Below are 14,145 nucleotides of genomic sequence, written 5' to 3'. Positions count from 1 at the left end.
ATGAGTAATAAACCTTATTTTGTTGAAGATTTTTTTGAGGTGTTATTAGAGCAAAATATATCTCAATATTCAATGCTATCATCTGAGAATAAAAAAAATCTTTTTGAGTTGATATTAAATAAATTTTTTAAAAGAGCAAATCTTTTGGATGAGCTGTGGAAATATGTGGTTGATGCTCATATAGGTGTGCATCTACCCTATATTTCCAAAAACAGGTCGTTTTTTTTAGAAAGGCTCACCTTTAGTCAACCAGTATATTTTTTATTTGAGCCCTCGGAATATAATGAAATATTGCACTTTTCCAATCCGGATGATTTAATGGATGTTCTATCTAATTGTTATAACTTTAATTTTTATATTATTGCTGATGATTTATCAGGCTGTGTAATTTGGCAAAGGCATGAAGCCTTAATAGGGCTTGGTCAGTATCAAAAACAGATTAAAACAATAGGTAGAGAATGGCTGATTTTTTTGGAAGAAAATCAACAAAACTCATAAAAACGGCTTTACAACAGCGCAATCCACACATAGGTTTATTAAAACAACTTACATTATAATGCATAACAACGCAGCCTTACAAGGCATTGGTTGTGGTGCAATAGACCCAGTACACTAGGATGCACACGGCACACCACCAATCTAAACCATCTCAGTGGCGCACTGCGCACACCCGCCCACTTTAAACTCTCATCACCCTGATGGATACCACATTCTAGTTAATGCAATGGCCGATGACAGACATACTCATACGTGCCAGCATAAAGTACATGTCGCACCCATACACTGGCAAAGCAAAGGTCTGTAGTTTGTGCTAAGACATAAACCCAACCAATCCCCAATCCTGCCACCATCTTTTTTTGATGGTGGTTTTTTATCGCCTGATGTCTGTTTGATGTTCTTATGTTTTTGATATTTTGCTGGTTGCTTTGGGTCATTTCTGAATTTGGTGTTAGCACTGGCTTGCCCTGATACGCTTGGTCTAGCGTACGATTTTTTGATTTGGTGTCGGTGGTTTCCAGATATGATTTGTTAGATAATTATTATAGTTTTCCGAATAACTTTATCTAATATACCTTGAATAAATATGTTTAATAAAGTTTTTTTGGTATAAATTCATTGAATAATAATTCAGCAATATAAGTTTAAATATCTTTACAGTACTGCCTTTAACTTATTGAAACCAGTAGAGATTTACAGTTGAAATCGAAAAAATTGCCAATAACATGTAGAGATTTACAGTTAAATAATCTTAATAGTTTATTTTTTAAAAAATCGTCTTGACTTTGATGATATTGGTGGAATATGATATTTGTTTAAATTCGTATTATTTAATCTTTTTAATACAAAAAGGAGATGTTCATGCATTGGCCATAAGCATATGCAAGGATAAAAAAGCAAAAACGCCACCAATTGCAGTTGGTAGCGCTTTTATAATGAGATTGTCTAGCGGACAGTCTCATTATCCCAAACAGTGTTTGACTTGTCAAGCCCTGTATGGCGCTTTATTATCCTTTGATTTAGTTTTTTTGTAAAAATTTTTTTATTCAAGATTAATTCATGGAAAATTAAGCATGATAGACTTACTAAATCTCAATGGCATAGTTACTGTTGATTGCCAAAACGATGATGAGACGATTGTTATTATTGCTAAGACAACACAGCAATTAACAACATGCACTCAGTGTGGCGGCGACCTATATAAACATGGTCAGCGCAACCACCGCTATGCCGATACACCACTGTACATGAAACCTACCACTTTGCAAATTAGCGTACATCGTTATCGCTGCAAAATATGCAAACAAGTGCTGAGCGACCGCATTGATTGTGTTGATGAGAATCGCCGATGCACAAGCAGGCTCATACAGTACATACAAAGCCGTTGTTTTCAGCTGACTTTTAGCGAATTATCAAGGCAAACTGGGCTGTCCATAAATAGCATCCGTCACATTGCACAAGACCATCTAAACGCTCTAGAACAAGGCTATTTAAGACCCACACCAAGTATTTTGGGTATTGATGAGGTGATGATTGCTGGTGAATATCGCTGTGTACTGACAGATCTTGATCAGCATACCGTATTTGACATCCTACCAACCAGAAAGCAGCCGTATCTTGAGAGTTACTTTAACACCCTAAAAGACAAAGATAACATTCAGATTGTCTGTTCTGATATGTGGAAGCCTTTTGAGAATGTTTGTACAAAATGCTTGCCCAATGCTGCGTTAGTCCTAGATAGATTTCATGTGGTCAAGCTTGCCAATGAAGTCGTGGAGAGGATTAGAAAAGACTACCAAAAAGCATTGGATAAAAAGGGGCGTAAGCAACTGAAAAAGCACCTGAGATGGCTGTTGTGTAAGCGGTTAGACCAGTTACAATCCAAGGATATTAAAATCCTACAAGAGCTTGCCAACGAGCATCCCAAGCTTGTGATTGCTTATTTTTTAAAAGAGAAGTTCTTCAATATTTATGAGGCTGCAGATAAAAATTTGGCAATACTGGCATTTTTAGACTGGATGGATAGTATTGATGAACAAGCAACAGGCATACACCTACCTGGGTTTTGCAAATTGAAGCAGATCATCAAACGGCATTTTGTCCAGATCTTTAACTATTGGGATGGTATAAACAAAGCCAGTAATGGCTACACAGAGTGTGTCAACGGCTTAATTAAGCTTGCCAATCGTTTGGGTAGAGGATATAGCTTTGAGATGATTAGAGCTAGAGCTTTGTATGGACACAAAGACTCAGATAAACCCAAAAAGGGACGTCAGGAGAAAATAACCGATCAAGAAGATTGAGCAAGACTCATCAAGAGCGATACATGCTTAAAACAAACCCAGGGCTTGAACAAAGCACTGGGTTTGTTTTTATCCAAGAAAATAAAATATGTTAAGTAAAACAGCTTGATTAAAAACAACCCATGCGAATATAATCAATGCTCACATCCGATACTTTCCACCAGATTTTGCAAGAATCAGAAATTTTAAGTGATTTATTTTCCACCAAGTTTTGCAAGAATCAGAGATTGTGTTAGGATGGATGGAGTTGGGGTTTCAACCGGGTTTTGAAAATAGCCAAAAAAGATAGGTATGATGCCTGTCTTTTTTATTACTTTTTATTAAGTGATATTGTTAAAATTTAGAGTAACTGTTATAATAAAAATTAAGGTTTAATTAAGTAATGAGGCAGTGTATGAAAGGTAGAATTCTAGATTTTTCGGTCGCGCAAGATGGTGGCTTGATCTTGAGCGAAGACGGCGTGCGTTATATGTTTGCCGCCAATCAATGGCGCGGTCAAAGCCTGCCAAAAGTTGGGCAAGATGTGGACTTTGATGTTGATGATGCGCAGCGCGCGATTGAGATTTATCCAGATGTTTTTGCCGCACCGCAAGCCAGTAACACTGCACAGACTTTGGATGATATCGGCAATAAAGTCGGTCAATCATTCAATAAATTCACCGCTGATATTAATAACAGCTTAATGAAAGTGAAGCAAAATGATGCGCCATCGACATTCATTGATTTTGCGGTTTTGGCAGTGACCAAGAACTATGCCAATTTTGAAGGTCGCGCTCGCCGTAAAGAATACTGGGGTTCGATGTTGGTGTATTTTATCTTAAGTATCATTGTCTCAATGGTGGTAAATCTAACTTTCCTGATCTCAGAATATTTGACTTATTTTTTGATGGTGGTGGCGTCATTGATTTATTTGGCGCTGATTATTCCTATGTTATCAATTACTGTGCGTCGTTTGCATGATATTGATAAATCGGGCTGGTTTTATTTGGTGTCACTGATTCCGCTGATTGGTGGGATTTGGCTACTGATTCTTTTGTGCACCGAAGGCACACGCGGCGAGAATCGCTTTGGTGCTGACCCAAAAGCCGCCGAGCGCTGATAAGTATTTTGCCAAAAAGACAGGTTTAACGCCTGTCTTTTTTATCGCCATAAAAAGGCAAAAATGGTAAAATAGGGCAAATTTTTACACAATCCATCATCCATGACAGCCACTCGTCCGCCTTTATATTACCGCCTTGCCACGCGCCTGCTTGCGCCGATTTATCGGCAACTGGTGATCAAAAAATCCAAATACCGCCCGACGCTCAAGCGTGAACTTGCCGAACGATTTGGTGAGCAGTATTCGGCTGTGCCAACGGGCGATCGTGGCGTGATTTGGTGTCATGCGGTGTCATTGGGTGAGCTGAACACGGCGTATCCACTGCTGTGTAAGCTGCTTGAAGCAGGCTTTGGGCTGTGGATTAGCAGTACCACGCAGACAGGCTTTGAGCGAGCGGCGAAATTATTCGCTGATCAGATCGTGGCAGGGCAAGTGGCGCATAGCTTTGTGCCAGTGGATACAACCGCGGTGGTCACAAGATTCTTGGATCATGTGCGTCCGTGTGCGGTGCTGTTCATCGAGACTGAGCTGTGGGCAAATACCTTATATGCTTGTAAAAGTCGTGGCATTCCAAGCCTGATGATCAATGCGCGCCTGAGTGATAAATCCTATCAAGGCTATGCCAAAATCCGCGCGGTTAGTCAAAGCATGATGGCAAATTTGGATAAAATCATCGCCCAAGATGCGGTATATGCCAAGCGATTTGGTGAGCTTGGCGCAAGCGATGATCAGCTTATAGTGATGGCATCGCTCAAATGGGCAAGTACAGCACAATTAACTGATGTCCAAGAACAGCTTGCCACTGACATCACTGCACAAATCTATCACGCAGGCAGGCGTGCGGTGTGGGTGATGGCAAGCACGCACGATGGCGAAGAGTCGCTTGCGCTGGATGCACATCGACTTGTCATTGATAAATTACAACAATTATCCAAAGACAAAGCCAATCCGCTATTAATTCTTGTGCCGCGCCATCCTGAACGATTTGATGCGGTTGCTGATTTGTGCAAGCAATCGGGGTTAATCACCGCTAGGCGCTCAGCACAACAAGCGATTAGCGCAGATACGCAAGTCTATTTGGCAGACAGTATGGGTGAGCTGCTTGTGTGGTACAAGATAGCCGATTATGCGGTGGTGGGCGGTTCATTTGTGCCTGTCGGTGGGCACAATCCGATCGAAGCCATTAGCCTTGGCACGCCTGTGATTATGGGTAGTTTTGATGATAATTGTAAAGAATTGGTAAAAGATCTAAAAAAAGTCGGCGCACTGGCACAGATTTCAGCCGATGGCGATAATCTTGCCGAATCGCTTTCTGAAGGCATCACACAAGCTTATGTCTATCACTGGTCGGGCGAGCAAGGGGTGAAATTGGTCGCACAAAAGCAGCAAACCGTCACTGAGCAATTTCAGATGATTTTATCGGTGATTGATCGCGCTCATGACAAGAAAATGTGATAAGGAAAGTGTGGCATGAATGTGATTTTATTTCCATCATCTGCTTGGGTGAGTTCTGAGAAATCATCTGGCAATCAAGTAGTTATCACAGATTCTTCGGTGATTCGACATATTCAAATTGTGCTGGGCGCAGGCGTCGGTGATACACTGAAAGTCGGTGAAATCGGCGGTCAGCTTGGTGTGGCAAAGATTGTAGATATGTGTGATGATGGGGTGGTCTTGGCAGAAGTGCGCCTAGATACACCGCCATCGCCGAAGCTTGATTTGACGCTGATTTTGGCTTTACCGCGTCCAAAGGTGCTGCGCCGCTTGATAATGGATATGACAGCAATGGGAGTGAATCATATCATTTTGCTAAACAGTGCACGCACGGATAAATCATACTGGGGTTCGCCACTGCTTGCACGCATGGATGAATATTTGCTCGAAGGCTTGCAGCAGGGTGTGGATACTGTAATGCCAAAAGTGACGATTGCCAAGCGGTTCAAGCCCTTTGTGCAGGATGAGCTGCCAAGTATCATCGGTGAGAATACCGCCATCGTCGCCCATCCGTATGCGGATGCCAGCTTTGGGCAGGCGTGCCAAGATGGACTGCCCAAGGTGCTGATCGTAGGTGCTGAAGGGGGATTTGTGCCTTATGAGATTGAGCTTTTGGCAAGTGTTGGTGCGCGCGCAGCCAGTCTCGGCAGTCGTATCCTGCGTACCGAAAGCGCGGTCAATGCCTTGCTTGGGCGGTGGCTTGATTGAATAAAAATGGGTTTGGTAAAATCGGATACCAAACCCATTTTGTCTGACGATGGTTTTATTTTCGCCCAAGTGCATTTGCCAGTGTCGCGCCAATAATCAGCACTACGCCAATCAGCTGCATCATCGACAGCGGCTGATGTAATAAAAACACCGCCAAAATAATCGCCGTCAAAGGCTCAACGATGGTAAAGACCGATGCGGTGGTCGCAGGCAGCTTTTGTAGTGCATTCATATATAATAAAAATGGCGCAATCGTCCCAACCAAACTTAAGCCCAATACCAGCCCCCATGTCTGCACAGGCAGTGTCAGTACGGTTTGATAAGTGGTAAAGGTCTGTGGCAAAAACAGCAAAGCTAGGCTGCTGAACGCCACCGAGCTAAAAAACACCATCTGTGCTGAGTGATTAAAGCCCATCGCTTTTTTGCCCAAGATACCATACAAAGAATAGCACAAGCCTGATAATAAGCCGACCGCGACACCGGTATTGATGGTGAATTTATCACCTGCCATCAGGCATGCGACGCCGATCACCGCGATGATGGCAAGCAGGGCGGATTTGGCAGTGATGCGCTCACCGAGAATGACGCGCGCAAGTACAAGGCTGAACACAGGTGCGGTATAAAGTAGTGCCACCGCCATACTCACGCCTACTTGACCAACAGCATAAAAATAGCACAAAGTCATGCCAAGCACACCGATCAGTGACTGGATAATTAGACCAAGCCACTGCTTAGCGGGCATGGCAGCAAAGGTGGTGAACAGCTTGGGCAATAGCACCAAGACTATCATGCCTGCAGTCACGATTCTTAAAGTGGTGATCTGAAAGCTTGTTAAGCCAAGATCACCCAATTGTGTAGAAAAAATACCCAATGTTCCCCAGCAGATACCTGCTAAGATGACCTGTAGTGAGCCGATAAGTAGGGTGGATTGTTCCGTCTTCATTTCACCGCCACCATATGCAGATAACGACCCATCAGGCGAAACGGCATCATCCGTGAGTAGCGCAGTTCCATCGCCACGACATCATCAGGATTGTTCAGCCCGCCGCGCTTAAGCGGTGCATAATCAGAAAATACGCGAATACCTGAGCGGATATTGATGGTATAACCATGCTCAGACAACCAAGTTTCTACTGTCTCAGGCGCAACAGGGTGATTGGGCGTCAGACTCTTATCATCGGCAGGTCGCGGGGTGTCAAGCTGATAAAAATTCCCCATCACAAGATTGCGATAGATAAGGCTTGCAGGGTTATAAAAACACAGCGACAGCGCGCCATCGGTCGCCAAATATTGATCAAAAAATGCCATAATTTCGCTTGGCTCACCCAGCCATTCAAGCAAGGCATGACAAAGGATTAAGTCAAATTTCTCATCACCAAGATACTGTGGCAGTGCCTGATACGGACAAGTGATCAATCGCACTTTATCACCTACGCCAAGCGCATCGGCAGACTGTTTTGCCATAGCAAGCATATTGGCTGAAATGTCATTGATGGTGACATGGTGATCAGTAGCTAAGCTTAGACTGATTTGGGCAAGTCCTGCACCGACATCTAGGATTTTTAGGGGGCGATGGTGCTTTTGTTGTAAGTCTGCGATGGTTTGGCTGATGTCATTTTCAAGCACCGCTAAGCGAATGCGACCTTTTAGTCCGCCATAGACTTTTTTGGCAAAATGTTCAGCAATGGGGTCAAAATTACGATCGGTAGCGGCAGTGGTGGCGTTTGTCATGTTAAAGTTTGTAAAAATTAAACGGATAAGTGTATCAAACGGTGGTCAAGGCACTGCGAATGCGGATAACTGTGCTATAATGCCTTATTTTCACCAAATATCGACATTATAGCACAATTGCGATTGAGAATTGATGCTTATCATAGATGGTTTGGTGGTGATTGATTTGACAAAGAGATAAGAGCAACTTATGAAGCATACCCCTTTAAAACTGATGAGCCTTTCTGCGGTGGCGCTGTTGGCATTGGCAGGATGTAGTAAGGAAAACTCTGAGCCTGAGATGCCTGTGGCTGAGCCTGTGGTGACGCAGATCACGGCAGTTTGTGATGATTTCAGTCTTAAAAATCGTTTAACAGATGCGGTACAAGCCAATCTGCTTGACGCATCGCTTTCTCGTTTGTCAGGTCTATCAGAGCTGCAGATGCAGGACATGGAAGCTAAGATTCGTAATCAGCTTGCGACGGTGAGTTTCGATGCTCAAAGCGTTGCCAACACTGACACAGGCTGTATCGCAGATATCTATATCACGCCATCAGCGCAGTCATTGGCAGCGACGCAGAACCTGCTGGCTGATTCTGGCATTGACCTTGTGAATGAACTGCGCTCAGCAGGCGGTGATCTGGTCGCAGGTCGTATCGTTGCCAAGGGTGTGACTTATAATATCGTAGATAATAAAGCGGTGCTTGATAATCCAGAGCATCCGCTGTTTGTTGCGGTGGCGGATTTGATGGTGACAGCGGCAGGCTCGAGCGCTAATACTGTCGGTCTTGCTGATGTAGCGACCGCTGCTGCCACAGGCGCTGCCATCACCGCGCCGACAGTAGCTGTGCGTCCACAAGTGATTGACCGTACAACTTCAAGCCCTGTCACGACCGACACCACAGCCAGCGCACCTGTTCGCAGCAGCACCAGTGCGACGACAAGCACAAGCGCACCAAAAACAGAGCGCACCGAAGTGAAAAAATCACAGCCTGCACCGCGCCCACAAGCCAAAGCAGAGAACAAAACCGCTGCCAAACCAGTGACAAAAACTGAAAACAAATCAACAGCCAAACCGGCTGCTAAGCCTGCACCAGCACCTGCCAAGACAGACACCAGAGCGACAACCAAGCCAAGCGATGATGGTGTGACGCGTACCATCACTAAGGCTGAGCCAAAAGCTGGGCCTAAACCACAACCAAAAGCAGAGCCGAAGTCTGATCCGAAGCCTGAACCAAAACCACAGCCGAAGGCGGACGCTAAGCCAAGCAGTGAGATCACTGTCGTTGAAACTAATGACACTTATTAATATATCTTATTAATATGGCTTATTGATGGCAATGCGTGATGATTGCTTAAGTCTGCATTGATAGAACCAATCCCCGAAGTGATTCAGCTTTGGGGATTTTTATTGGTTGCTGTTGTGTTGCTTTTTTAAAATTTATGTTACAATCAGAATGCTTTACAGCTTTTTAAAATCCATACAATCAACTTTTTTAGAATTTGGAGAAACTCATGAATCTAGCTCGTAATAAATTTGCTCAAGTGATGCCAGCGATGGTTGGCATGGCAGTTTTGGTTGCTTGTGGTCAGCCTGCTAACAAATCTGCCGAACCTACCGCCAAAGAGACCACCCAACAAACCGCTGACAAACCTGCTAAAACTGTGGCAATTACTGCCATCGTTGAGCATCCATCACTGGATGATATCCGCTTAGGCGTGATCGATGGCTTGGCAAGCTTGGGCTATAAAGATGGTCAAAATTTGACCGTGAATTTCCAATCTGCCCAAGGCAACATGGCGACCGCAGGACAAATCGCCAAACAATTTGCCGCAGATAATCCTGATGCTATCGTCGGCATCACCACACCGACCGCCCAAAGCCTTGCCGCTGCCACGACCAGCATTCCACTGATTTATACCGCCGTCTCCGACCCTGTCGCTGCCAAATTGATCGATGAAAATAACAAAGGCACGCAAGAGAATATCACGGGTCTATCAAGTCAGCTTCCGCTTGAGCCACAGATTGAATTATTCCAAAAAGTCAAACCAGATGCCAAGCGTATCGGCTTTGTATATAGCCCAGGTGAAGCCAACTCTGTTGTGGTCAAAGAAAATCTTGCCAAGCTGTTGCCAAATTATGGCATGACCTTGGTTGAAGTCCCAGCTAACCGCTCAAGCGATGTCGGCGATGCCACGCGTTCATTGGCAGGCAAAGTGGATTTGCTATACACATCATTGGATAATGGCGTCGCATCTGCAATGGAAGCGATGGTACAAGCTGCCAACGAAATCAAAGTGCCTGTGATCACATCGGATGAGTTTTCGGTGCGTCGTGGTGCGACCGCTGCTTTGGGCGTGAGTGATTATGACTTTGGCTTGACCACCGCCAAATTGGTCGCACAGGTCTTAGATGGTAAAAAACCAAGCGAAATCACTCCAGAAGTGATGAATACTTTGACGCTGTTTATCAGTCCAAAACACGCTACCGAGCAAGGCGTGACTGTGGATTTGACCACCTTAGGCGACAGCATCAATGTCGATACCACGCCACCACGCCAGCTACAGAAATAAGCTTGGGCTTAGGCTAATTTGGTATTAAAATACTATTTGTCTATACTTATAAAATTTGCTAAAATTTCGCAAATTTTTCAGCTGTATTTGTGAGTTTATTATGAAAACCAATTTTCTAAAAAAAGTCCTATGGGCAAGCGTTGCGACGCTAGCACTGAGTGCGTGTGGCGGTGAAAAAGCCCCGGAGCAAGCCGCTGCATCGGGTGCTACCGACACCAAAACCCTTGCCATCACCGCCATCGTAGAGCATCCAGCACTGGACGCGGCGCGCCTAGGTGCGATCGAAGCACTGGCAGCAGAAGGCTATAAAGAGGGCGAGAATCTGACGGTGAATTTCCAATCAGCGCAGGGCAATATGGGTACGGCAGGGCAGATTGCTAAGCAGTTTGTTTCGGATAATCCAGATGCGGTACTGGCGATCGCGACGCCGTCAGCGCAGGCTTTGGCGGCAGCGACCACTGAGCTACCGATCGTCTTTTCGGCGGTGACTGATCCTGTAGAAGCCAAGCTTGTGGCAAGCCTAGAAAAATCAGGCAATAATGTCACAGGCGCGTCGGATGTGCTGCCATTTGAGCCGCAGATTGAGCTGATTCGCGAGCTTGTACCAAGCGTGAAAAATGTCGGCTTTGTGTATAATCCAGGTGAAGTGAACTCAACCGTCGTGCTAAAAGCCTTAAAAGAAAAATTAGCACCACTTGGCATTAATGTCGTCGAAGCCACCGCGTCAAAATCAACCGACATCACCCAAGCGGCAAACAGCTTGGTCGGTAAAGTCGATGTCTTCTACACTTCTACGGATAACTTGGTGGTCAATGCTTATGAAAGCATCTATCAAGTCGCCAAAGATAACAAAATCCCATTGATCGCATCAAACACCGAAGCGGTCGAGCGTGGTGCGGTTGCGGCATTGGGCGTGAACTACACCGATTTGGGTAAGGAATCAGGCAAAATCATCGCGCGCATCTTTAAGGGTGAAAAGCCTGCGGATATTCCTGTATTTATCCCACAAAAGCTGGATTTGGTCGTGAATAAAAAACACGCAGCTGAACAAGGCATTGAGCTACCTGCAGCAGTGCTTGAGCGTGCTACTACAGTGCAAGAATAAGCTTTTTGTTCATGATAAAAAATCCCAAGTGTGCGCTTGGGATTTTTTATTGGGTGAAGACTGATTGAAAATTCATAAAATTTCGGGTGTGATTTTGGTTTACAATGAATGAATTTAAACGGTGATATGAATAAATTCACGCTCAAACTGCACATCCCTTCAATATCCTTGCTGCTGTTTTACCTATTTCATTGACATCGACTGCGATATGATTACCGCTTAGCAAATCACCACAATGCGCGTGCAAAGCAACAATCTGTGAGATTGGCGTATCAGGCACTTGCGCCAAAATACCCGCCATCATGCCTGCCAGTACATCGCCCATGCCAGCTGTTGCCATTGCTGCATTGCCAAGTGTGCAAATGCGGATTGTGCCTGTATGATCGATGGTGAGTGAGTTCGCGCCTTTTAATAGCCATTGACCGCCAAATTTATCACGCAGAGCGCGAATGGCAGCGATGCGATCAGCTTCAACTTCATCAGCATGAATGTCAAGTAGGCGCGCAGCTTCGGCATGATGCGGTGTGCCGATGATGTGATCGGGCAGGCGATACGCTTGAAATTGCGCCAAGTGCCACAAGCCATCAGCGTCTAACACCGTCGGAATGCCATATTCCACCAATGCAAGCAGCCAAGTATCAAAACAGCGAGCCGACCAGTCATCACGCCCAAACCCCATGCCGATGCACGCTGCCGACATTTGCGATAGTCGATAGGTTTCGGACAGTTCGATGTCGCCAAGCATAAGATTCGGCAGGCGTGCGATGATGGCAGGGTGATTGGCTTCGTGCGTCATTACCGTGACGCGACCTGCACCCACACGGATGGCAGCTTCAGCGCTCATGATGGCAGCGCCACCCATAGTCGATGAGCCGCCGATGACCATCACCGAGCCAAAATCCCCCTTATGCTGATGGCTGCCGCGTCCTGCGCGCGTGGGCAGTGTCGGCAGGGTGTTATCAATCGTGGCGGTGCTGATCAGTTCACTATCTGTCGGAATGAGTGGTAGGTAGATGATTTCACCAACATGGCTTTTGGCGTGCCCCATCAGCAGCCCAGCTTTATAAGCCATCAAGCACAGCGTCAAATCAGCACTCATGCAAATCGGCAGTGGCATCCCTGTGTCAGGGTGTAGCCCTGTAGGAATGTCGATGGCGATTTTTTGTCCAGTTTCGGTATTATACGCACGGACGATATCGATCATCGCATCAGTGAGCGGACGATCTAGGCCATTACCAAAGACAGCATCAATATGCACATCGGCAGCGCAGGGCGTATCGGTGATATGAATGCCGTGATCGACAGCCGCTTGATACGCGCGCTTAGCATCTGTGCTTGATGGCGGCGCGGTCTGGTACACTTGCACGCGATATACATCCGCCAGATATGCCGCCAATAGATAGCCATCACCGCCATTATTGCCGCTGCCGCACCAGATGCACAGCGTGGCAGCAGGTGATAGGCGGGTTTTTAGGACATTTGCCATGACAAGGGCGGCTTGCTGCATCAGCCCAAAGCTTGAGTTGCCAGCGGCGAACCAACGGCTCTCCCATGCCTTGACAGCGTGGGCGGTATAGACAGGGATGGGGTGATGCATGGCGATAAGTCCTGTGAATCTGTTTTATGTACTCTGTTTTATACTGACAAACTCTCAAGCAGCGCATCACTCGGCACGCCGCTATGAAAGCGCAGCATATCATCAGGTGTCTCGATAAGCTCTTTTTCTACTTGTTTAAAAAACGCCACACGCTCATCGATGCTCTCATCAGTAATCGACTGCGCAAGATTCAGATAGTCTTCATAATGTCGCGATTCGGATTTTAGCAGATATTTATAATAACGCGCCAATTTCTCATCATCGATCACATCTGCCAGAGCCGAGAACCGCTCACACGAACGCGCTTCGATGAACGCGCCGATGATCAGTACATCGACCATTGCAGCAGGTTCATGCGTGCGCTTGTGCTTAAGTAGCCCCTTGGCATAGCGACCTGCAGGCAGATAATGCCATGCGATGCCGCGCTCTTTCATCAGTGATAGTACTTGTTCATAGTGTAGCATTTCTTCACGCACCAGCTGCGCGAGTCGCTCTTGAAGCTGACGATGAAATTCATAGCGAAAGATCAGATTCATCGCTGTACCAGCGGCTTTTTTCTCGCAGTTGGCGTGGTCTTGGAGTAGTAGCGGCAGCTGTAGTTTGGCGACTTTTAGCCAAGTGTCTGATGTGCGACAGCCCAAGAATTCATAAATATGGCTAATATCAGTCTTCGCTCGAGCACGCGTGGTGATGTTCTCAAGTTTATCATCATCGTGAATATCGGTCGGGTGAGTCATTATGATTCCAAAGAGTCAGTTATTTCAAAGTATCGGTCAAATATCGTTTTAATTATAGCACATCACGCGTGCTTGTCGCAGGCTTTGTTGGGTTGTTTATTTTAGGCAATGAGTCATTGTCATGTATTTACAATTAGCAATATTATAGAAACATAAATGCCGAAAATTTATCTAAATTTAATTCATAAAATTTAAAATTTGTCAAACTTTTTGTATTGTAAAATTGCATTCATCACAGAATTTAAGCGAAGATCAGTGCCAAAAATCAGCAAAAATGGACGATTTTTACACAAATCTTACTCCAGTTACAAAAAATATTT

12 protein-coding genes are annotated in these 14,145 nt (G+C 45.3%); 8 read left to right on the top strand and 4 right to left on the bottom strand.

Annotated features, from left to right (window positions below):
* From NKU06_RS01555 to NKU06_RS01535, 5 genes are all read left to right on the top strand, one after another.
* Nucleotides 1–498, top strand: coding sequence for a hypothetical protein (locus NKU06_RS01555; protein WP_254729196.1), 498 nt, complete (start codon nt 1–3; stop codon nt 496–498).
* A 1,073-nt stretch (nt 499–1,571) separates the two neighbouring features.
* Nucleotides 1,572–2,801, top strand: coding sequence for an ISL3 family transposase (locus NKU06_RS01550; RefSeq protein WP_254729194.1), 1,230 nt, complete (start codon nt 1,572–1,574; stop codon nt 2,799–2,801).
* A 394-nt stretch (nt 2,802–3,195) separates the two neighbouring features.
* A complete protein-coding gene (locus tag NKU06_RS01545; RefSeq protein ID WP_254731841.1) occupies nt 3,196–3,900 on the top strand; it encodes a DUF805 domain-containing protein in 705 nt (234 codons plus the stop codon).
* A 102-nt stretch (nt 3,901–4,002) separates the two neighbouring features.
* Nucleotides 4,003–5,355 carry a 3-deoxy-D-manno-octulosonic acid transferase gene (locus tag NKU06_RS01540; protein ID WP_254731839.1) on the top strand — a complete coding sequence of 451 codons (1,353 nt, stop codon included), beginning with the start codon at nt 4,003–4,005 and terminating at the stop codon, nt 5,353–5,355.
* Between the two features lie 15 nt (nt 5,356–5,370).
* Nucleotides 5,371–6,102 (top strand): 16S rRNA (uracil(1498)-N(3))-methyltransferase, encoded by a 732-nt coding sequence (locus NKU06_RS01535; RefSeq protein WP_254731837.1) that lies wholly within the window; start codon nt 5,371–5,373, stop codon nt 6,100–6,102.
* Between the two features lie 55 nt (nt 6,103–6,157).
* On the opposite strand, the gene NKU06_RS01530 is transcribed toward NKU06_RS01535, so the two are convergent.
* Both NKU06_RS01530 and NKU06_RS01525 read right to left on the bottom strand, forming a co-directional pair.
* Nucleotides 6,158–7,045 carry a DMT family transporter gene (locus NKU06_RS01530; RefSeq protein ID WP_254731835.1) on the bottom strand — a complete coding sequence of 296 codons (888 nt, stop codon included), beginning with the start codon at nt 7,043–7,045 and terminating at the stop codon, nt 6,158–6,160.
* Entirely contained in the window at nt 7,042–7,833 is a 792-nt protein-coding gene (locus NKU06_RS01525) for a methyltransferase domain-containing protein (protein ID WP_254731833.1), read from the bottom strand. The genes NKU06_RS01530 and NKU06_RS01525 overlap by 4 nt, the downstream gene beginning before the upstream one ends.
* Before the next feature lie 190 nt (nt 7,834–8,023).
* On the opposite strand from NKU06_RS01525, the gene NKU06_RS01520 reads away from it, so the two are divergent.
* The 3 genes from NKU06_RS01520 to NKU06_RS01510 all read left to right on the top strand — a co-directional run bounded on the left by NKU06_RS01520 (nt 8,024) and on the right by NKU06_RS01510 (nt 11,491).
* Nucleotides 8,024–9,121 carry a hypothetical protein gene (locus tag NKU06_RS01520; RefSeq protein WP_254731831.1) on the top strand — a complete coding sequence of 366 codons (1,098 nt, stop codon included), beginning with the start codon at nt 8,024–8,026 and terminating at the stop codon, nt 9,119–9,121.
* 206 nt (nt 9,122–9,327) lie between these two features.
* A complete protein-coding gene (locus NKU06_RS01515; protein WP_254731829.1) occupies nt 9,328–10,386 on the top strand; it encodes an ABC transporter substrate-binding protein in 1,059 nt (352 codons plus the stop codon).
* Between the two features lie 100 nt (nt 10,387–10,486).
* A complete protein-coding gene (locus NKU06_RS01510; protein WP_254731827.1) occupies nt 10,487–11,491 on the top strand; it encodes an ABC transporter substrate-binding protein in 1,005 nt (334 codons plus the stop codon).
* 142 nt (nt 11,492–11,633) lie between these two features.
* On the opposite strand, the gene NKU06_RS01505 is transcribed toward NKU06_RS01510, so the two are convergent.
* Both NKU06_RS01505 and NKU06_RS01500 read right to left on the bottom strand, forming a co-directional pair.
* On the bottom strand, nt 11,634–13,088 hold the full coding sequence (locus NKU06_RS01505; RefSeq protein WP_254731825.1) for an NAD(P)H-hydrate dehydratase: 1,455 nt from the start codon (nt 13,086–13,088) through the stop codon (nt 11,634–11,636).
* Nucleotides 13,089–13,126: 38 nt separating this feature from the next.
* Entirely contained in the window at nt 13,127–13,825 is a 699-nt protein-coding gene (locus NKU06_RS01500) for a tRNA-(ms[2]io[6]A)-hydroxylase (RefSeq protein WP_254731823.1), read from the bottom strand.
* Between the last annotated feature and the right edge of the window lie 320 nt (nt 13,826–14,145).

Origin of the sequence: Moraxella sp. FZLJ2109 (assembly GCF_024296965.1) — a bacterium.
In the GTDB taxonomy this organism is placed as follows: Bacteria; Pseudomonadota; Gammaproteobacteria; order Pseudomonadales; family Moraxellaceae; genus Moraxella.
This window is presented reverse-complemented; position numbering and strand designations above follow the sequence as displayed.